Origin of the sequence: Halopseudomonas pelagia (assembly GCF_009497895.1) — a bacterium.
GTDB lineage: Bacteria > Pseudomonadota > Gammaproteobacteria > Pseudomonadales > Pseudomonadaceae > Halopseudomonas > Halopseudomonas pelagia_A.
Map to the genome: position 1 here is coordinate 3,121,082 of NZ_CP033116.1, position 20,000 is coordinate 3,141,081.

Sequence of the window (20,000 nt, forward strand, 5' to 3'; positions counted from 1 at the left end):
CCAGACCGCTGACACCTCAGTGAGTGCTAATGCGCTTTTTTGCATCGGCCCCGTGATTGTCATCCTTTGCAACCATCTCTTCAACCCCTTCTTGCAAGGGCTCCGGCATGTATTGCAGCGCAATCTGCAACACTTCGTCAATCCATTTCACAGGTTTGACGTCAATATCCTGTTTGATCTTGTCCGGAATTTCTTTCAGATCGCGGACGTTGTCGTGTGGAATGATCACCGTTTTGATCCCTCCACGATGCGCCGCGAGCAGCTTTTCCTTGAGCCCGCCAATCGGCAAAACCTGGCCTCTGAGCGTGATCTCGCCGGTCATCGCCACGTCTGCACGCACCGGAATACGGGTCAATGCGGACACCAGAGCGGTACACATGCCCACGCCGGCACTCGGTCCATCTTTGGGAGTCGCGCCCTCAGGCACGTGGATATGGATGTCATGCTTTTCGTGAAAATCGGCGGCTATGCCAAGGCTCGCAGCGCGGCTGCGAACCACCGTCAAGGCAGCACTGATTGACTCCTGCATAACGTCGCCAAGCGAGCCGGTTTTGATCTGCCGACCCTTGCCGGGCACCACAACCGCCTCAAGACTGAGCAATTCACCGCCCACTTGGGTCCAGGCCAGGCCGGTTACCTGACCAACCTGATCGGCTTCTTCGGCCAAACCGTACTTGAATTTGCGCACCCCCAGCAGATTCTCGAGTAGTTCGCCGTCGACCACGACAGTATTTTTGCCGCTTTTGCCAACCTGTTCACGAACTACCTTACGGCACAATTTGGCGATCTGACGCTCCAATCCACGCACACCCGCCTCGCGAGTGTAGTAACGAATGATGTCGCGCAGGGAATCATGGGTGAAGGTCAGCTCGTCTTTTTTCAAGCCATTGTTCTTGATCTGCTTGGCCACCAGATAGCGCTGGGCGATGTTGATTTTCTCATCCTCGGTGTAGCCGGGAATGCGAATAACCTCCATGCGATCCAGCAGCGGCGCAGGAATATTCATCGAGTTGGCGGTACAGATAAACATCACATCCGAAAGGTCATAATCGACTTCAAGGTAGTGATCGTTGAAGTTGTGGTTCTGTTCCGGATCCAGCACTTCCAGCAGCGCCGATGACGGATCACCACGCATATCCTGACCCATCTTGTCTATTTCGTCTAACAAAAACAATGGGTTACGGACGCCTGCTTTGGACATCTTTTGAATCAGTTTACCTGGAAGGGAACCGATGTAGGTGCGCCGATGGCCGCGAATCTCGGCCTCGTCACGCACGCCACCCAAGGCCATGCGAACAAATTTGCGGTTGGTTGCGCGCGCCAGCGACTCACCTAGCGAGGTCTTGCCAACGCCGGGCGGCCCGACCAGACAGAGTACCGGCCCCTTCAATTTGCGCACGCGCTTCTGTACTGCAAGGTATTCAAGAATTCGCTCCTTGACCTCTTCCAGACCATAGTGATCGGCGTCCAGAACCTCTTCGGCTTTCTTCAGATCATGACGCACCTTGCTGGCTTTCTGCCAAGGCACACTGGTCAGCCAATCGATGTAGGAACGCACTACGGTCGCTTCAGCGGACATCGGCGACATCATTTTTAACTTATTCAGCTCAGTTGTCGCCTTGGCGTGCGCTTCTTTGCTCATGCCAGCGTCATCAATCTTGGTTTTCAGGTCATCCAGCTCGCTGTGACCCTCATCCAGACCGCCCATTTCTTTCTGGATGGCCTTCATCTGTTCGTTCAGATAATACTCGCGCTGGCTGCGCTCCATCTGCTTCTTGACCCGCCCACGTATGCGCTTTTCGACCTGCAGCAGATCGATCTCGCTATCCAGCACACCGAGCACATGCTCGACCCGCTCACGCAGCGGCAGAATTTCGAGGATCGCCTGCTTCTGATCCAGTTTAAGGGTCAGATGCGCAGCCATGGTGTCTACCAGGCGGCTGGGGTCTTCAATGCTGGACAAGGATGAGAGCACTTCGGCCGGTACCTTCTTGCCCAGCTGTACGAACTGCTCGAACTGGCTCATGAGGCTGCGTATCAGCACTTCGGCTTCACGCTCATCCAGAGCACTTTCATCCAACCATTCGGCTTTGGCGACCTGGTAGGTACCCAATTCATCGACCTGGTCAATGCGGGCACGCTGCTCACCTTCGACCAATACCTTAACGGTGCCGTCGGGCAGCTTGAGCAGTTGCAGAATAGTCGCCACGGTGCCCAGACCATACAGGCCATCACGGCCCGGATCATCTTCACCAGGGTCGCGCTGGGCCACCAGCAACACTTGCTTGTTACCGGCCATGGCGGCTTCCAAGGCCTCAATGGACTTGTCGCGGCCTACAAACAGGGGGATGACCATGTGGGGGTACACCACTACATCGCGTAGCGGCAGGAGCGGAAATTCGCTAAGAGTCGTCATGGCTGAGGCTCGCTTGCTGGGGGGAGCAACCAACGGCTGGCCCCGGAATAAGAAATGTCCATGGTTTCAAGATGGGGGCATTGCAGTAAAAAAACAAGGTGGTTCACATACTGCAACACAAGAGAATGCCAAGCTTGTACCACACGAACAAAAACGCCCGGGCGTTCTGACAAACGTCCGGGCGTCGGGTCTGCCGGAATCAATCCTCCGGCATGGCCTTCGATGGCTTCTCGGCAGATTCGTAGATCAGCAACGGCTGAGAGTCGCCACTGATCACGTTTTCGTCGATTACTACCTTGCTGACATGCTCGGCAGAGGGGATTTCATACATGGTTTCCAGTAGCACGTTCTCCAGAATGGAGCGCAGGCCACGGGCACCGGTTTTGCGTTCCAGAGCACGGCTGGCGATCGCCGTCAGTGCATCGGTACGGAACTCCAGCTCAACGCCTTCCATCTCGAACAGACGCGCATACTGCTTGGTCAGCGCATTCTTTGGTTCGGTCAGAATCTGGATCAACGCTGCTTCATCCAGCTCATCCAGAGTAGCGATGACCGGCAGACGACCAACGAACTCGGGGATCAGGCCAAAACGCACCAGATCTTCGGGCTCCACGCCCTTGAGGGTCTGGCCGACTTTCTTGCCGACGTCCTGACTGCGTACCGCGGCGTTGAAACCAATGCCGCTCTTCTCTGAGCGATCACGGATGACCTTCTCCAGACCGGAGAAGGCACCACCACAGATAAACAGGATGTTACGCGTATCCACCTGCAGAAATTCCTGCTGCGGATGCTTGCGGCCGCCCTGCGGCGGAACCGACGCAACAGTACCTTCAATCAGCTTCAACAGCGCTTGCTGCACGCCTTCACCAGAAACATCACGGGTGATGGACGGGTTATCGGATTTGCGTGAAATCTTGTCGATCTCGTCGATATAGACAATACCCATCTGGGCCTTCTCTACATCGTAATCGCACTTCTGCAACAGCTTCTGAATGATGTTCTCAACATCCTCACCAACATAACCCGCTTCGGTCAGGGTGGTGGCGTCGGCGATGGTAAAGGGTACATTCAGCAGGCGAGCCAAGGTTTCGGCCAGCAGCGTCTTACCCGAGCCGGTCGGCCCGATCATCAGTATGTTGCTCTTGCCCAACTCGACGTCGTCTTTGCCTTCACGCTGATTCAGACGCTTGTAGTGGTTATACACCGCCACTGACAGCACCTTCTTCGCACGTTCCTGGCCAATCACGTACTGATCAAGAATGCCGCAGATTTCCTTGGGCGAAGGCAGTTTCTGGCCAGCGCTTTCGGACTGACTTTCCTGCACTTCTTCACGGATGATGTCGTTACACAGATCTACGCATTCATCACAGATAAATACGGAGGGGCCGGCAATCAGCTTGCGCACTTCATGCTGGCTTTTGCCGCAGAAGGAGCAATACAGCAGCTTGCCGTTGTCGTCACCCTTCCCAGTTATATCGGTCATTTAAAACCCCTACTTACGTTCACGCTTATCCGCAAAGATGCAGGCAATAACGCCACTTTGCAAGCGCGACCCTGTCAATGCATGTCCGCACGCCACAGGGGGCGGCGAAAAAGTCAGGTCCGGTTAACTACCGAACCCGTTCAACTGAAATACCATCTATACGGCGTTATTCGGCAACAACCCGGCGATCCAGCACCTTGTCGATCAGGCCATATTCAACAGATTCGCTGGCGCTCATAAAGCGGTCACGGTCTGTATCGCGGGCGATCACATCCAGCGACTGGCCAGTGTGATGGGCCAGAATGGCGTTGAGTTTCTCTCTGATGTTGAGAATTTCACGCGCATGGATTTCGAAGTCAGACGCCTGGCCCTGGAAACCACCCAGCGGTTGATGAATCATCATGCGCGCATGCGGCAACGCAAAGCGCTTACCCGCCTCACCACCGGCCAGCAGGAAAGAACCCATGCTGCAAGCCTGGCCAATGCACAAGGTGCTGACGTGCGGCTTAATGAACTGCATGGTGTCGTAGATCGCCATACCCGCGGTCACAGAACCGCCAGGCGAGTTGATGTAGAGGTGGATATCCTTGTCAGGATTCTCCGACTCCAGAAACAACAACTGAGCCACAACCAGATTGGCCATGTAATCTTCAACCTGACCAACCAGGAAGATGACGCGTTCCTTGAGCAGGCGTGAATAGATGTCATAGGAGCGTTCGCCGCGGGCGGACTGCTCGACAACCATGGGGACCAGACCACCTGCGGCCTGAATATCCGGTGGAAACTGACTGAAGCTGTTATGCGTCATGGATTGATATCACTCCGATTGAGCCTTTTGCGAAAAAACGAAAGCCAGCACTATGGCTGGCTCACGCATTGCATTGAGTGGATGACGATATTACTCGTCAGCGCTGGCCTCGGCCTCGTCAGCTTCAAGGTTCTGAGCTGGCTGGGCGGGCTTTACAGCATCCTCATAAGGAACCGCTTTGTCGGTTACCTGAGCCTTCTGCAAAACAGTATCCACCACTTGCTCTTCCAGCACAACCGACTGAATTTCTGCCAATTGTTGCTCATTCTGGTAATACCAGTTCACGACCTGCTCCGGCTCTTGATAAGCAGAAGCAAGATCTTCAACCATCGCGCGAACACTATCGGTATCCGGCTTGATTTCATGCTGCTTGACCACTTCAGCAACGATCAGCCCAAGGCTGACGCGACGCTTGGCCTGCTCTTCAAAAAGCTCGGCAGGCAACTGCTCAGGCTTGATGTTGGCACCACCGAACTGCTGCACAGCTTGTGCGCGCAGACGATCAATTTCGGTAGCAACCAGCGCCTTCGGCACTTCAATGCTGTTGGTTTCCAGCAAGCCATCCATAACCTGGGTCTTGACCTTGGTCTTGATCGCCTGGCGCAGTTCACGCTCCATGTTCTTGCGTACTTCAGAGCGGAAAGCGTCGATACCGCCCTCTTCCACGCCGAACTTGGCGAAGAACTCATCGTCCAGCTCCGGCAGAACCGCAGCGGATACACTGTGCACAATAACGTCGAACTCGGCGTCTTTGCCGGCCAGTTCGAGGTTCTGATAGTCCTCAGGGAAGGTCACCTTGAGCACCACGGAATCGCCAGCCTTGGCGCCAACCAGGCCGTCTTCGAAACCAGGAATCATGCGGCCCGAACCCAGTTCGATCTGGGTATTGCTGGCAGTACCGCCCTGGAAGGGTTCGCCGTCAACCTTACCAACGAAGTCGACTTTCAACTGATCGCCATTCTCGGCAGCACGATCGACTTCATCGAAACGCTTGTTCTGGCCACGCAGGATGTCGAGCATCTTGTCCAGATCGGCGTCGGTCACTTCGGACTCAACGCGCTCAACCTTGATAGCGCTGAAGTCACCCAGGGTGACTTCCGGATAAACTTCAAAGGTGGCGATGTACTCGAAATCCTTGCCTTCGGCTAGATCTTTCGGCTCGACGCTGGGCATACCGGCAGGGTTGAGTTTTTCCTGCATAACGGCTTCATAGAAGGAGGACTGGATCATCTCACCCATGACTTCCTGACGGGCGGAGCCGCCAAAACGCTTGCGAATAACGCTCATCGGCACCTTGCCGGGACGAAATCCATCAACCTTTGCGCGGCTGGCAGTCTGTTGCAGGCGCTTGTTGACCTCTGATTCGATGCGATCAGCAGGAATGCCTACGGTCATGCGGCGCTCAAGGCCGGAGATGGTTTCTACCGAAACTTGCATGGAGAGTCCTCGTTGAACGAACAGTGTAATTGGACAAATTCTAAAGGGACGATATTCTAGTCCCTCGGCAGGGATAAGTCATCCTCTGGGAACATAAGAAGCAAAACGTCCGCGCCCTTACCAAGCTTTCGTAGCACTAGGCCATGATCCGATCTCGATGCGCCGACAGTAAAAGCACCCACACCATCAACCCGGCATTCAGCACCGCCCCCGAAACACAGTACAACGCCACACTGGTAATCGCGTCCAATTGCGCTATGGCGCAAGCCCAATACATCAACGCAGCCCTGCTCAGCGCTGTAAAACAGGTGTAGATAAGATGTAGGCGCTGGGTCTGCAGTATGGGCATTGAACTGATACAGGGCACGCCTACCAGCGTGAAGTAGAACCACAGCGCCATCCATCTGGCGTGCTCCCCAGCCATCTGCCAAGCCTCGCCAAACAGCAGGTCGAAAATTTGCGGCGCGGCCAGCAGAATCGGAATCAGCGGAAGCAGACCCAATACACCCAGCAGGGTTACCGCTTTGAACTGCAGGGACAACAACGGCAAACCTTCCTGAGCCGCTCTCGCCAGGCGCGGGTAAATCACATCACCTATAGCCTTGCCAAGCAACATTGAGGGTGCAGCCACCACACTTCTGGCCAGCACGAAAAAGCCCACGATCGCAGGTTCGTACCAGACGCCCAGCAACAGCACCGGCACAGCGAGCGAGAGACAACTGACCAACACCTGGGGCGCGCGAAAAAGCGGAAACTGTCGGTATTTGAGAACCAAGGCCCACCATCTCAGAGGGGTGGTCCTATCCGGCGTAACACCGCCGCGCAACCATCCCAGATACAGCATCGCTGCGACCGCTTCCGCCACTGCGGTCATCAACACCAAGGTCATTGATACCGGCGCCATAAGCCCACCAAGAACCTTGCCACCATTACCTACCAGGGATTTGCCTACGGATACTTTTGCTGATGCCGCATAACAGGACCGGCGGTGCGCCCATTGCTCTAAAACACTGACCGCGGTTGCCAGACACGTAAGCAGCGGAATAAACATCAGCAACCCATTACTCACTCCCCAGGGCGCATCTGCCAGAGAAGACCAAAAGACGATACCAAACGCCATCACTGCTGCGAGTAACACACTGATTGTGAGTGAAGCCCGGCCCAGCGCACGAGCCTCGTTATCGTCCGTGGCCAGCACTATCGCCAACGGCAGGCACAATCCAGCCACAGGCATAACCACCGATGCCACAGCCAGCAGCGTTCCTGTTTCACCGAAAACTTCAGGGCTGAATATCCGGGTCAGCAAAGGCACTGTTATCAAGGTAATCAGTTGTCCCGCCGTTGCACCTGCCAACAAGGTCGCCACCGAACGCATGGTACGATCTCGAAGACTGACCAACAGCCGCGCTGCAGCGCCTGGCATCTTCATGCCAGTTGCTGTTCACCGCTTGATTGCCCGTCGGGCACCCCAGACATGGGTATACCGCTTGAGGGAGACGGCATTTCCAGCGTTTCTGGCCACCGGAACTTCGCGCCCAACATCCGATCCCACTTCACCGGATGAAAAACGCATCTGCCGGCCCCCGGGGTAAATGTCAGCTCCCCCACATAGACGCCTCCATCATGGACGTAGAAGTCCACCCGGCAGTAGCCAAACGGCTGAGCCAGACGCTTTGCCGCGTCCAGCATCTGCGGCAACTGTGCAGGAGGCAGGGTGATACTGGGGCAGGTGCTCGGCGGCAAGCTTCCACCGAGTTTGAAGGCAGTGCCCATCCAGTCCGTCGAATACAGATTTTGCGTAATCTGGCCGAACCGATCACCTATGACCTGCATAAAGCAATAGGCGTCGCCTTCGGCAGGATTGAACACGTGGACCTTGTAATCAGCAGCCGGTCGACCATCAATCAGCAGAGCCTTTTCGAACAGAATCTGTGGCGCAATGCTGCGGTAGTGCCTCTCGCCATTACAGCGTGAAAAATCCCGTTGCAGCCAGCTATTGGCCAGGTCTACCAGAGACTGGATGTCCTCCGACGCCTTATCCAGCACCACTCGCGTGGCGCCGCAGGCATTGTTGCACTTCATGACAAAAGCGCTCGGCAAAGCATCAAATAGCTCCGGCACTACTTTAGTCACAGCGATGTAAAGCGGCACATTGAACTGATCGCCAACCGTGTCACGGACATAGTCACGCACCGCCACCTTGTCCGCCAACCGGGAAAAATCCGGGAGGGGAAAGCGCATGCGATGATAGATTTTTTCTGAAAATCGACGCGGGTTCTGGAAGTTGCATAGACGCCCATGCGCGCGGAAATAGCGCCATTGGTAGTGTAACGACTCGGGAATATGATCTTTGAGGAAGCAGATGAACTCGACACATAACCGGTAAACAACCTTATCCATGGTAGCGCGCGGTAAATCTTCCATTTCCCAGTGACCTGCGTAAAGGACCACTATAAAGCGCGCCGACACCCCTGAACCGGAGCGCGCCACCAGCACAACCTTTTGAAGACAGGAGCACGCGATGCTCAGGCTCGGTTAACAGGCAACCGGCTTGTCAGACACTCAAGATCACTCCTTCTTGTTATGTTGCCATTACGCAGTGCTGCTAATGCGATCCCTGCAGCTCCGCTTCGCACTGGCAGCGGACGCGGGCTGGACAACTCAAAACAGAAACAGTGTAATGGCACGAGGCCAATATCGCGTAGACGCCTTAAGTTTTACAAGATGGCTTATCTGAAATAACGCGACATGCCGACGGACGGCAACGCAGAGAAAATCTGGAGAGGAAGTATAGATGACGCTGCCGATATGGCAGCCTATTAAAAAATGGTGCGGACGGAGAGACTCGAACTCTCACACCTCGCGGCGCCAGAACCTAAATCTGGTGTGTCTACCAATTCCACCACGTCCGCATAACAAGGCTTCAAACAACAACGCCAGGCCGGGGCCTGGCGTTTTAGAAAATGGGGTGGACGATGGGTTTCGAACCCACGACAACAGGAGTCACAATCCTGTGCTCTACCAACTGAGCTACGCCCACCATTACTTCTTTACTTCTGTTGCTACCACTACCGCTCGCTTCAAGCATCCAGACCGCAGTGCGATGGTACGCCCGGCAGGACTCGAACCTGCGGCCACCCGCTTAGAAGGCGGGTGCTCTATCCAGCTGAGCTACGGGCGCCTTACGCACCGTACAGTACCCCGTGGGAGTATCTGAGCATGCCCAAATCAGCGGCAAGAAGCCAGTGAAATGGAGGAGCTTGGTCGCCTTCCAAACCGCTTTCGCTGTGTTTGTGAAGCGGGGCGAATCATACTCAGCCACCTTTCCCACGTCAACGCCTGCAGGACAATTTTTTAATTATTTTAGCAGCTTATGCTCTACACCAGAGAACATCGCCGGGTTCAAACAGATGAGTCTTTTGCCGCCGTCGCTCCCGTGCGACAATCGCGCCACAATTTTGTTTGTGTCAGGAAGCCCATGAACGCCAAACTCATCGACGGCAAGCAGATCGCTGCCTCCATCCGACAGAATATCGCGCTGAAAGTCGCCGAACGCAAGGAACACGGCCTCAGGCTTCCCGGTCTTGCGGTGATTCTGGTTGGCCAGGACCCCGCCTCCCAGGTCTATGTCAGTCATAAACGCAAGGATTGCGAAGAAGTGGGCTTTATCTCCCATTCGTACGACCTGCCTGCTGATACCCAGCAGGACACCCTCCTGGAGCTGATCGACACGCTGAATGACGATCCGTCCATTGATGGCATCCTCGTACAGCTACCGTTACCGGCGCATCTGGACTCATCTTTGCTGCTGGAGCGGATTCGTCCAGACAAGGATGTGGATGGTTTCCACCCGTTCAACATTGGCCGCCTGGCCCAGCGCATGCCACTGCTACGCCCGTGCACGCCCTTCGGCATCATGCGGCTGCTGCAGAGCACCGGTGCGGACCTGTATGGCATGAATGCGTTGGTGGTAGGCGCCTCGAATATCGTTGGCCGGCCCATGGCGTTGGAGTTACTGCTGGGCGGTTGCACGACTACCGTCGCCCACCGCTTCACCAAGAATCTGGCTGAACACGTCGGCCGCGCTGACCTGCTGGTGGTGGCGGTAGGCAAGCCGGGCATTGTCAAAGGTGAGTGGGTAAAACCTGGCGCTATCGTGATTGATGTCGGCATCAATCGTACCGACGACGGTCGCCTGACCGGCGATGTGGAATTCGGCCCGGCTGCGGAACGCGCTGGCTGGATTACACCCGTACCCGGCGGCGTAGGCCCGATGACCCGCGCCTGCCTGCTGGAAAACACGCTTTACGCCTGCGAGTACCTGCATCCCTGAGGCACCCGCATGTTCAAAGTGCTAAAGGCTGGCGGTGCTGCCGCCATCGACCGGCACGTTGATACCATTGATATAGGCCGCGGCGGGCGAAGCGAGAAAGCCCACCGCATTGGCGAACTCTTCCGGTTCGGCGAAACGCCGGACTGGTATGGTCGCCTTCATGCCCTCCGCCACCTGCTCCACCGTCCGGCCGCTCGACTGGGCGATATGCCCGATGAGGCTGTCCAGCCTTGCGGTTTTGGTTAGTCCGGGCAATACGTTATTAACCGTTATCCCCTGACTACCCAACTCACCCGCCAACGTTTTCGCCCAATTGGCCATCGCCGCGCGAATGCTGTTGGACACGCCAAGATTGGCAATGGGCGCCTTAACCGACGTAGACAAGACATTGAGAATGCGGCCATAGCCGGCCTCGCGCATACCCGGCAACAACAGCTGCAACAGATGCTGGGCGCTGACCAGATGCTGATTGAACGCTGATGCAAAGGCTTCCGGCTCAGCGGCATTGGCCGGTCCCGGCGCTGGCCCACCGGTATTGTTGACCCAGATATGCACCAGGCCGCGCTGCAACTGTGCCGCGACGGCGGCGCTGAGCGCGGCCACGTCAGACGCATCCACCGCGATTACGCTGTGCTGCTGCCCCTGGTCCACCGACAGGCTTTGCTGCACTTTCAACAAATTTGCCTCATTGCGGGCCAGCAGGATCACTTCAGCGCCCTGCTCCGCCAACTGACGCGCACAAGCTTCGCCAAGGCCCTGACTCGCGCCACATACCAGCGCGCGCTTTCCCGAAAGATCCAGATTCATACACCCCTCCTTTGAGTAGCTGCAAGCGGCAAGCATCAAGCTGAAAGCAAAACCAAGACACGGCGCCGCCCTTAACTTGCAGCTTGAAGCTTGTAGCTTGCCGCTCTTTACAGGCAGTCGCCTGGCACCCGCACCCAACCTTCCATCAGCACCCGAGCACTGCGACTCATAACAGCCTTTTTCACCGTCCACTCACCGCCAACCTGCTTGGCTTCAGCGCCGACGCGCAAGGTACCTGAGGGATGACCGAAAACCACCGCAGTCCGGTCGCCGCCACCGGCGGCTAGATTGACTAGCGTGCCGGGTATCGCCGCTGCGGTACCAATGGCGACTGCAGCCGTTCCCATCATCGCATGGTGCAATTTGCCCATGGACAACGCACGCACCAGCAGATCGGTATCTGCGGCTGTCACCTGCTTGCCGCTGGACGACACATAATCCGCCGGTTTGGCCACGAAAGCGACCTTGGGCGTATGTTGGCGGCTGGCCGCCTCATCCACATGCTTGATCAATCCCATGCGCACCGCGCCATGGGCGCGGATGGTTTCGAATTTGAGCAAGGCTGCCGGATCGCCATTGATGGCTTCCTGCAACTCGGTGCCGTTGTAACCAACATCCTGAGCTTTGATAAATATCGTCGGAATCCCGGCATTAATCATGGTTGCCTGCAGCTTGCCAACACCAGGTACATCCAGCTCATCGACCAGATTGCCGGTCGGGAACATCGCGCCGCCGCCGTCCCCATCACCGTCATCAGCCGGATCCAGAAACTCGACCTGCACCTCCGCCGCCGGAAAGGTCACACCATCCAGTTCGAAGTCACCGGTCTCTTGCACCTCACCGCCGGTCATCGGCACATGGGCAATAATGGTTTTGCCGATATTGCTCTGCCAGATGCGCACGACGGCGATGCCGTCTTGCGGTATCCGATCACTGGCAACCAGCCCCCCAGCGATAGCAAATGCGCCCACCGCGGCAGAGAGGTTGCCGCAGTTGCCGCTCCAATCCACGAAAGCAGTATCGATCGAGACCTGCCCGAACAGGTAGTCCACGTCGTGCTCGGGCTGCGCGCTTTTCGCCAGAATAACCGTCTTGCTGGTACTGGACGTCGCCCCGCCCATGCCGTCGGTCTGCTTGCCGTAAGGGTCGGGACTGCCGATTACGCGTAGCAACAGGTTGTCACGCGCAGCGCCTGGTTGCTGAGCTGCTTCCGGTAGATCCTGCAAGCGGAAAAATACCCCCTTGCTTGTGCCACCACGCATATAGGTGGCAGGAATTCTAATCTGGGGCCTATGGGCCATGCTTCCGCTCCTTTGATGTAAGCAAAAAACTGATACCGAGAAACACTGATTGATGTACGCAGTATCAGGCGGCGTTGCCACCCCGGTGGGCTGGACCGTCGATGCCCTGGACGGGCATCGCCGAGCTTACAGGGGTGAGACAAGCGTTTGCGAAGCACTGCTTCGCGCGCAGTCGAACGACACCCGATCTGTGATCGGTGGGCCGGCCCCGAAGGGTATTTACAACGTGTCCAGTCCACCGGGGTGGCAACATAGCTCACACCTCCATTCAACAATCAGTGTTTCTTACGCAGGAGCCACCATGTCAGGCTCTGCCTCAAGAAAATCCTGAGCAAAACGCTGCAATATGCCGCCCGCATCAAAAATCGACACCTCTTCCTGGGTATCCAGCCGGCAGGTCACCGGCACCTCTACCCGCTCGCCATCACGACGATTGATGACCAGTGTCATGCGGCCACGCGGCTTGATATCACCGGTGACGTCGAAGGTTTCAGTCCCGTCGATGCCTAGCGTCTTGCGCGTCGTACCCGGCAAAAACTCCAGCGGCAACACACCCATACCCAGCAGGTTGGTGCGGTGAATACGCTCGAAACCTTCGGCGGCAATCGCCTCCACACCCGCCAAACGCACACCCTTGGCCGCCCAGTCGCGGGATGAACCTTGACCGTAATCGGCGCCGGCAATAATGATCAGTGGCTGTTTGCGCTCCATGTAGGTTTCAATCGCCTCCCACATGCGTGTGACCTTGCCTTCAGGCTCGATCCGCGCCAGAGAACCCTGCTTGATCTGGCCGTTTTCCATCACCATTTCGTTAAGCAGCTTGGGATTGGCAAAGGTCGCGCGCTGGGCAGTCAGATGGTCACCACGGTGAGTGGCGTAGGAATTGAAATCGACTTCCGGCACGCCCATCTTGTGCAGGTAGGCGCCGGCGGCGCTATCCAGCATGATAGCGTTGGACGGCGACAGGTGGTCGGTAGTGATGTTGTCACCCAAGACCGCCAGCGCACGCATACCGGTCAGTGAGCGCTCACCGGCCAGCGCGCCTTCCCAATAGGGCGGACGGCGAATATAGGTGCTCTGTGGCCGCCACTCGTAAAGCGGGTTGATGTTCTGCGCTTCTCGGGTGATGTCGAACATCGGGATATAGACTTCACGGTATTGCTCTGGCTTGACGCTGGTCTTGACGATAGCGTTGATTTCCTCGTCACTGGGCCAGATGTCCTTGAGCATGATCGGATTGCCCTGCTGGTCGTGGCCAAGCACGTCCTTTTCGATATCGAAACGGATGGTCCCTGCAATCGCATAGGCCACCACCAGCGGCGGTGAAGCCAGAAACGCCTGCTTGGCATAGGGGTGGATACGACCATCGAAGTTGCGGTTCCCGGAGAGTACCGCTGTGGCGTACAGATCACGCTCAACCACTTCTTTCTGAATCACCGGATCCAGCGCGCCGCTCATGCCGTTGCAGGTGGTGCAGGCGAAAGCGACCACGCCGAAGCCGAGATTTTCCAGCTCGCCGAGCAGATCGGCTTCTTCCAGGTACATTTTCACCGTCTTGGAGCCCGGTGCCAGCGAAGATTTCACCCAGGGCTTGCGAGTCAGGCCCAGCTTGTTGGCATTACGCGCAATCAGGCCGGCGGCAATCATGTTGCGCGGGTTGCTGGTGTTGGTGCAGCTGGTAATCGCCGCGATGATGACCGCGCCATCGGGCATCTTGCCCTCTTCATTCTCGACCACACCGCTGATACCACGTGCGGCCAGCTCGGATGTCGGCAGCAAGGCATGCGGATTCGACGGTCCGGCCAGGGTGCGTGGCACGCTGGTCAGGTCGAAGCGCAGAACCCGCTCGTACTCGGCATTGGTCAGGGTGTCTGCCCACAGACCGGCTTCACGGGCATATTGCTCCACCAGCTTGACCTGATCGTCTTCACGGCCGGTCAGCTTGAGGTATTCGACGGTCTGCTCATCGATATAGAACATCGCCGCCGTAGCGCCGTACTCCGGCGTCATGTTGGAGATGGTCGCGCGGTCACCCACGGTCAGATTCGACGCACCCTCGCCATAGAACTCGAGATAAGCACCGACTACCCGCTCCTTGCGCAAAAACGCAGTGAGTGCCAACACCAGATCGGTGCTGGTAATGCCGGGCTGCAGTTTGCCGGTCAGCTCCACGCCGATAATATCCGGCAGACGCATCCAGGAAGCACGCCCCAGCATCACGCTTTCTGCTTCCAGGCCGCCGACACCAACGGAGATTACGCCCAGCGCATCGACCATGGGCGTGTGACTATCGGTACCCACACAGGTATCAGGAAAGGCCACGCCATCAACCACCTGCACCACCGGCGACATCTTCTCCAGGTTGATCTGATGCATGATGCCGTTACCGGGCGGGATCACGTCGACATTCTTGAACGCCGTCTTGGTCCAGTTGATAAAGTGAAAGCGGTCATCATTGCGGCGATCTTCAATGGCGCGGTTCTTCTCGAAAGCATCCTTCTCGAAGCCAGCATGCTCGACGGCCAGTGAGTGATCGACAATCAACTGAGTCGGCACTACCGGATTGACCTTGGCTGGATCACCACCCTTCTCGGCAATGGCATCTCGCAGACCGGCGAGATCGACCAGCGCGGTCTGGCCGAGAATGTCGTGACAGACGACTCGCGCCGGAAACCAGGGAAAATCCAGATCCCGGCGGCGCTCAATAAACTGCTTGAGCGACTCGGTGAGCATCGACGGCTCACAGCGACGCACCAGGTTTTCCGCGTGAATCCGTGAGGTGTAGGGCAACTTGTCGTACGCGCCCGGCTGGATCGCATCGACCGCTTCACGGGTATCGAAGTAATCCAGTTGCGTGCCGGGTAGGGCCTTGCGGTATTGGCTATTCATATCAACGACTCTCTATCGGCTCGACTGTGCGCGGTGCTACGCCTACATACTCGGCGCTCGGGCGAATGATGCGGTTGTCTGCGCGCTGCTCCATAACGTGTGCAGCCCAGCCAGTCAGGCGGCTCATGACAAAGATCGGCGTGAACAATTTGGTCGGGATACCCATGAAATGGTAGGCCGAAGCGTGGAAGAAGTCGGCGTTACAGAACAGTTTCTTCTCGCGCCACATCACTTCTTCGCAACGCACTGAAACCGGATACAGCACGGTATCGCCGACGTCCTTGGCGAGTTTTTCGGACCATTGTTTGATGATCTCGTTGCGCGGGTCGCTGGTGCTGTAGATCGCGTGGCCAAAGCCCATGATCTTTTCCTTGCGCTCGAGCATGCCGAGCATTTCCTTCTCGGCGTGATCGGCACTGGTAAAGCGCTCGATCATGTCCATCGCCGCTTCATTGGCACCGCCATGCAGCGGGCCACGCAGGGAACCGATCGCCGCAGTAACGCAGCTGTGCATATCCGACAGGGTCGAGGCGCAGACGCGAGCGGTGAAGGTCGAGGCATTGAATTCGTGTTCGGCGTAGAGGATCAGCGACACGTTCATGGTTGCTTCATGCAACGCGTTGGGCTTCTCGCCGCGCAACATGTGCAGGAAGTGCGCACCAACCGAATTGTCATCGGTATTCTCATCGATACGCACGCCGTCGTGGCTGAAGCGATACCAGTAGCAGATGATTGACGGAAACGCAGCAAGTAGACGGTCAGTGGCGTCCTGCTGCTGATCGAAGCTGGCTTCTGTTTCCAGGTTGCCGAGCATTGAGCAACCGGTGCGCATCACATCCATCGGATGGGCATTCTTGGGAATGAGCTCAAGCACATCCTTCAGCGCCTTGGGCAGGCCACGCAGCCCCTTGAGCTTGGTCTTGTACGCGTCCAGCTCGGCCTTGGTGGGCAATTCGCCCTTGAGAATAAGGTGCGCCACTTCTTCAAACTGGCAGTTAGCCGCAAGATCCTTCACATCGTAACCACGATAGGTCAGACCCGAGCCGGTTTGTCCGACGGTAGACAATGCGGTCTTGCCAGCGACCTGGCCACGCAGGCCAGCGCCACTCAATTTTTTTGCTTCAGCCATGATTTTGCTCCTTCTTGTTGGTACCGGGTGTCTTGCTGCCGGCTCAGGATTTTTTCTGCGCGAACAGTGCATCAAGCTTCTGCTCGAAGACGTGGTAATCGATACGGTCATACAGCTCCATACGAGTCTGCATGGTATCGATGACATTCTGTTGCGTGCCGTCGCGGCGGATGGCGGTATAGACATTTTCCGCAGCCTTGTTCATCGCGCGGAAGGCCGACAGCGGATACAGCACTAGAGAGACGTCGGCCGAGGCCAGCTCGTCGGTGGTATATAAAGGTGTCGCACCAAACTCGGTGATATTGGCCAGGATCGGCGCCTTGACCTTGGAAGCGAACAGCTTGTACATGTCCAGCTCGGTGATCGCCTCGGGGAAGATCATGTCCGCCCCGGCTTCGATACAGGCCGCTGCACGATCCAGCGCCGACTCCAGGCCTTCCACCGCCAGCGCATCGGTACGCGCCATGATCACAAAGCTGTCGTCGGTACGGGCATCCACCGCCGCCTTGATGCGATCAACCATCTCCTGCTGGCTGACGATTTCCTTGTTCGGGCGATGGCCGCAACGCTTGGCACCGACCTGATCCTCGATATGCATGGCAGCGGCGCCGAACTTGATCATCGACTTGACCGTACGCGCCACGTTGAAGGCGCTGGAACCAAAGCCGGTATCCACGTCAACCAGCAGCGGCAGATCGCAGACGTCGGTGATGCGCCGCACATCAGTCAGCACATCATCCAGGCCGGTAATGCCCAGGTCCGGCAAACCCAGAGAGCCTGCGGCCACTCCACCGCCGGACAGGTAGATCGCCTTGAAGCCGGCACGCTTGGCCAGCAGCGCATGGTTGGCATTGATCGCGCCGACCACCTGCAATGGATGTTCTTCGGCAACCGCATCGCGGAAACGTTGGCCCGGGGTTTTCGACATCAGACTATCCCTCCTGAGGATGTGGACGCGGCGCTCTGCTCTTGCATGCGACGCTCAATGTTGCGGCGTGAGGCGCTGATATGACGGCGCATCAGCATTTCCGCGAGTTCGCCATCGCGATCAGCAATGGCCTCGATAATGCGGTGGTGTTCGGCAAACGCCTGTTGCGGTCGTTTGGGTGTGGTAGAGAAACGGTAGCGGTACATGCGCACCAGATGATAAAGGTCGCCGCAGAGCATATCGGCCAGAGTGCGGTTCTTGCTGCCATGGATGATCAGGTAATGGATATCCAGATCACCTTCTTGCTGGTAGTAGGACTCGTTGGCCTTCAACCCACTGTGCTTCTCGTGAGTGGCCAGCACCTCGCGCAGCCCGGCAATTTCTGCCTCGGTCATGTTTTCCGCAGCCTGGCGGCATGCCATACCTTCCAGCGCTTCACGCACGTGATACAGCTCGATCAATTCAGCGTAGCTCAGCGATACCACACGCACACCGGCGTGCGGAATGCGGACCACTAGCCGTCGCCCTTCAAGCCGGCGGATAGCCTCGCGTAGCGGGCCACGGCCAATACCAAAGGTAGTCGACAGGTACTGCTCACTGATCCGTGTGCCTGGCGCAATCTCGCCTTTGACGATCGCCGTCTGAATACGCTGAAAAGCGCCATCAGAGAGCGTCAGAGTAGGCAAATCCTGTTCTGCTTCAGCCATCATTACCCGCCTTGTCTACAAAGCGATGATATTTACCGGTTTGATTAACGAATTTTGCGCTTTACGCCCCGTTATTGTCAACAATCCTGGCTCGAGCATTCTGGTCTACGCTATGAACAAAGCATCACAAAGGCGCTACGAGCAGATCAACGTCCATGCTAAGATGCCGCCTGTCGTTGTTGCGGTGCCTGCCGAAGCAGCAATTCCTATAGCTCGTTGAGAAGACTATGCAATCGATCAATCTGCACCTGAAAGTCCTGATCGCCATCTTGGTCAGCCTGGGTTTGGCCATAACCGCTTACCAAATCTATGTACTGGATATTCCTGTCACCCAGGATGAAACCGACGATATTTGGAGCCTCGATGCCCGACTCGAGTTTCAGGCCGTGGCAGGAACGCCGGTCAAGGCGCAGATGTTCATCCCCCCGCTGGATCAGAATTACATCAGCCTCAACGAGAGCTTCATCTCAAACAATTATGGCGTCAGCATCAACCAGACCGACGGCAATCGCCGGGTAACCTGGTCGGCACGTCGCGCCAGCGGCAACCAGTCCCTTTATTACCGCCTGGTACTGACCCAACGCTATAGCCCCGAAGCCATTGAGGACCCGGCCCCCGCGCCGCGCCAACCCATTGAGCTCGAAGGCGCCGAGGAAGTCGCTGCCGACGCGCTGATTCGCCCTATTCGTCAAACATCAGCGGACATTGAAACCTTCGTCAGCGAGGCTATCCGCCGCGTGAACGACATCACCGATGACAACGTCAAGCTGTTGCTCGGTGAGGACACCTCGCCGCTGGGCAAGGCACGCGTGCTTGATGTACTTCTTTCCAATGCACGCATTCCCCTTGAGCTGGTGCATACCGTGCGACTGGAAAGCACTCCCAACCAGGAGCCCGAGCTCTGGTTGCGTAGCCATAATGGCGAGCGCTGGCTGTACTTCCATCCGGAAACTGGCCAACAGGGCATTCCGGAAAATCGCCTGGTCTGGTGGAGCGGCAACGCCCCGCTGTACAACCTGGAAGGCGGCCGCCAGGGCCGCGTGACCATCACCTTGAATAACAGCGAGATGAATGCATTGCGCTTGGCGGAGATGACTACCGAGAACACCTCGTCGGCGCTGCTGGAATACTCGCTCTATGGCCTGCCGCTGCATGCTCAGCAGGTTTACCGCGTGATGATCATGATCCCTATCGGGGTCCTGGTGATTCTGATCCTGCGTAATATCATCGGCATTCAGACATTGGGTACCTTTACCCCGGTGCTGATCTCGCTGGCCTTCCGCGAAACCGACATTGGCTGGGGTATTGTGCTGTTCACGCTGATCACCGCACTGGGTCTGTCGCTGCGCTCCTACCTTGAACACCTGAAGCTGCAGATGCTGCCTCGTCTCTCTGTGGTCCTGACATTTGTCGTCGTGATCATTGCCGGCATCACCCTGCTGGGTCACAAGCTGGGCATGGAAAAGGCCCTGTCTGTTTCGCTGTTCCCGATGGTGATTCTGACCATGACCATCGAGCGTCTGTCCATCACCTGGGAAGAACGTGGCGGCGGACATTCATTCAAGGTCGCCCTGGGCACCCTGTTTGCTGCCACCCTGGCTCACCTGTTGATGAGCGTGCCGGAGCTGGCCTACTTCGTCTTCACCTTCCCGGCCGTGCTGCTGATCCTGGTGGGCTTCATGCTGGCCATGGGTCGCTACCGCGGTTACCGCCTGACCGAACTGGTGCGCTTCAAAGCACTGATGACCAAGGGCTGAGGAGA

Annotated in this window: 14 protein-coding genes and 3 tRNA genes; 2 read left to right on the forward strand and 15 right to left on the reverse strand. The window is 57.0% G+C overall.

The annotated features are described in order from the left end of the window. Positions 1–16: 16 nt before the first annotated feature. The 9 genes from lon to EAO82_RS14585 form a co-directional block, all read right to left on the reverse strand. Complete coding sequence (gene lon / locus EAO82_RS14545; RefSeq protein ID WP_096344740.1) at positions 17–2,416, reverse strand: endopeptidase La; 2,400 nt, start codon at positions 2,414–2,416, stop codon at positions 17–19. 199 nt (positions 2,417–2,615) lie between these two features. Next, a complete protein-coding gene (clpX, locus tag EAO82_RS14550) occupies positions 2,616–3,899 on the reverse strand; it encodes an ATP-dependent Clp protease ATP-binding subunit ClpX (RefSeq protein ID WP_096344741.1) in 1,284 nt (427 codons plus the stop codon). A gap of 166 nt (positions 3,900–4,065) precedes the next feature. Next, on the reverse strand, positions 4,066–4,707 hold the full coding sequence (clpP, locus tag EAO82_RS14555) for an ATP-dependent Clp endopeptidase proteolytic subunit ClpP (RefSeq protein WP_096344742.1): 642 nt from the start codon (positions 4,705–4,707) through the stop codon (positions 4,066–4,068). A gap of 90 nt (positions 4,708–4,797) precedes the next feature. Further along, positions 4,798–6,144 (reverse strand): trigger factor, encoded by a 1,347-nt coding sequence (tig, locus tag EAO82_RS14560; protein WP_096344743.1) that lies wholly within the window; start codon positions 6,142–6,144, stop codon positions 4,798–4,800. Between the two features lie 136 nt (positions 6,145–6,280). Next, positions 6,281–7,573, reverse strand: a complete 1,293-nt coding sequence (locus EAO82_RS14565) for a lipopolysaccharide biosynthesis protein (protein WP_096344744.1) — start codon at positions 7,571–7,573, stop codon at positions 6,281–6,283. Beyond that, on the reverse strand, positions 7,570–8,568 hold the full coding sequence (locus EAO82_RS14570; protein ID WP_096344745.1) for an ATP-grasp fold amidoligase family protein: 999 nt from the start codon (positions 8,566–8,568) through the stop codon (positions 7,570–7,572). Before EAO82_RS14570 ends, EAO82_RS14565 begins: the two co-directional genes overlap by 4 nt. A gap of 403 nt (positions 8,569–8,971) precedes the next feature. After that, a tRNA-Leu gene (locus EAO82_RS14575) sits at positions 8,972–9,056 on the reverse strand. A gap of 52 nt (positions 9,057–9,108) precedes the next feature. Then, positions 9,109–9,184, reverse strand: a tRNA-His gene (locus tag EAO82_RS14580). 64 nt (positions 9,185–9,248) lie between these two features. After that, a tRNA-Arg gene (locus EAO82_RS14585) sits at positions 9,249–9,325 on the reverse strand. A gap of 297 nt (positions 9,326–9,622) precedes the next feature. On the opposite strand from EAO82_RS14585, the gene folD reads away from it, so the two are divergent. After that, positions 9,623–10,477, forward strand: coding sequence for a bifunctional methylenetetrahydrofolate dehydrogenase/methenyltetrahydrofolate cyclohydrolase FolD (gene folD, locus EAO82_RS14590; protein WP_096344746.1), 855 nt, complete (start codon positions 9,623–9,625; stop codon positions 10,475–10,477). Positions 10,478–10,498: 21 nt separating this feature from the next. Here folD and EAO82_RS14595 read toward each other — a convergent pair whose 3' ends face one another. The 6 genes from EAO82_RS14595 to EAO82_RS14620 all read right to left on the reverse strand — a co-directional run bounded on the left by EAO82_RS14595 (position 10,499) and on the right by EAO82_RS14620 (position 18,238). Continuing rightward, a complete protein-coding gene (locus EAO82_RS14595) occupies positions 10,499–11,284 on the reverse strand; it encodes an SDR family oxidoreductase (protein ID WP_096344747.1) in 786 nt (261 codons plus the stop codon). Positions 11,285–11,391: 107 nt separating this feature from the next. Next, positions 11,392–12,585 carry a 2-methylaconitate cis-trans isomerase PrpF gene (prpF, locus tag EAO82_RS14600; protein WP_096344748.1) on the reverse strand — a complete coding sequence of 398 codons (1,194 nt, stop codon included), beginning with the start codon at positions 12,583–12,585 and terminating at the stop codon, positions 11,392–11,394. Positions 12,586–12,870: 285 nt separating this feature from the next. Beyond that, positions 12,871–15,474: a Fe/S-dependent 2-methylisocitrate dehydratase AcnD gene (gene acnD, locus EAO82_RS14605; RefSeq protein WP_096344749.1), complete on the reverse strand. Its 2,604-nt coding sequence runs from the start codon at positions 15,472–15,474 to the stop codon at positions 12,871–12,873. A 1-nt stretch (position 15,475) separates the two neighbouring features. Further along, on the reverse strand, positions 15,476–16,603 hold the full coding sequence (gene prpC / locus EAO82_RS14610) for a 2-methylcitrate synthase (RefSeq protein ID WP_096344750.1): 1,128 nt from the start codon (positions 16,601–16,603) through the stop codon (positions 15,476–15,478). A gap of 43 nt (positions 16,604–16,646) precedes the next feature. After that, entirely contained in the window at positions 16,647–17,531 is an 885-nt protein-coding gene (prpB, locus tag EAO82_RS14615) for a methylisocitrate lyase (RefSeq protein WP_096344751.1), read from the reverse strand. Next, the gene (locus EAO82_RS14620) at positions 17,531–18,238 is read right to left on the reverse strand and encodes a GntR family transcriptional regulator (RefSeq protein WP_231703215.1); all 708 of its coding nucleotides are present in this window, start codon (positions 18,236–18,238) and stop codon (positions 17,531–17,533) included. Before EAO82_RS14620 ends, prpB begins: the two co-directional genes overlap by 1 nt. A 227-nt stretch (positions 18,239–18,465) precedes the next feature. On the opposite strand from EAO82_RS14620, the gene EAO82_RS14625 reads away from it, so the two are divergent. Then, positions 18,466–19,995, forward strand: a complete 1,530-nt coding sequence (locus EAO82_RS14625; protein ID WP_096344753.1) for an inactive transglutaminase family protein — start codon at positions 18,466–18,468, stop codon at positions 19,993–19,995. Positions 19,996–20,000: the final 5 nt, after the last annotated feature.

What these genes read in the sequence shown, in the direction of transcription:
- prpF (WP_096344748.1), bottom strand. Translation starts at nt 12,585, where the DNA reads ATGGCCCATAGGCCCCAGATTAGAATTCCTGCCACCTATATGCGTGGT.
- tig (WP_096344743.1), bottom strand. Translation starts at nt 6,144, where the DNA reads ATGCAAGTTTCGGTAGAAACCATCTCCGGCCTTGAGCGCCGCATGACC.
- folD (WP_096344746.1), top strand. Translation starts at nt 9,623, where the DNA reads ATGAACGCCAAACTCATCGACGGCAAGCAGATCGCTGCCTCCATCCGA.
- EAO82_RS14625 (WP_096344753.1), top strand. Translation starts at nt 18,466, where the DNA reads ATGCAATCGATCAATCTGCACCTGAAAGTCCTGATCGCCATCTTGGTC.
- EAO82_RS14570 (WP_096344745.1), bottom strand. Translation starts at nt 8,568, where the DNA reads ATGGAAGATTTACCGCGCGCTACCATGGATAAGGTTGTTTACCGGTTA.
- EAO82_RS14565 (WP_096344744.1), bottom strand. Translation starts at nt 7,573, where the DNA reads ATGAAGATGCCAGGCGCTGCAGCGCGGCTGTTGGTCAGTCTTCGAGAT.
- prpC (WP_096344750.1), bottom strand. Translation starts at nt 16,603, where the DNA reads ATGGCTGAAGCAAAAAAATTGAGTGGCGCTGGCCTGCGTGGCCAGGTC.
- acnD (WP_096344749.1), bottom strand. Translation starts at nt 15,474, where the DNA reads ATGAATAGCCAATACCGCAAGGCCCTACCCGGCACGCAACTGGATTAC.
- EAO82_RS14620 (WP_231703215.1), bottom strand. Translation starts at nt 18,238, where the DNA reads ATGGCTGAAGCAGAACAGGATTTGCCTACTCTGACGCTCTCTGATGGC.
- lon (WP_096344740.1), bottom strand. Translation starts at nt 2,416, where the DNA reads ATGACGACTCTTAGCGAATTTCCGCTCCTGCCGCTACGCGATGTAGTG.
- EAO82_RS14595 (WP_096344747.1), bottom strand. Translation starts at nt 11,284, where the DNA reads ATGAATCTGGATCTTTCGGGAAAGCGCGCGCTGGTATGTGGCGCGAGT.
- clpP (WP_096344742.1), bottom strand. Translation starts at nt 4,707, where the DNA reads ATGACGCATAACAGCTTCAGTCAGTTTCCACCGGATATTCAGGCCGCA.
- clpX (WP_096344741.1), bottom strand. Translation starts at nt 3,899, where the DNA reads ATGACCGATATAACTGGGAAGGGTGACGACAACGGCAAGCTGCTGTAT.
- prpB (WP_096344751.1), bottom strand. Translation starts at nt 17,531, where the DNA reads ATGTCGAAAACCCCGGGCCAACGTTTCCGCGATGCGGTTGCCGAAGAA.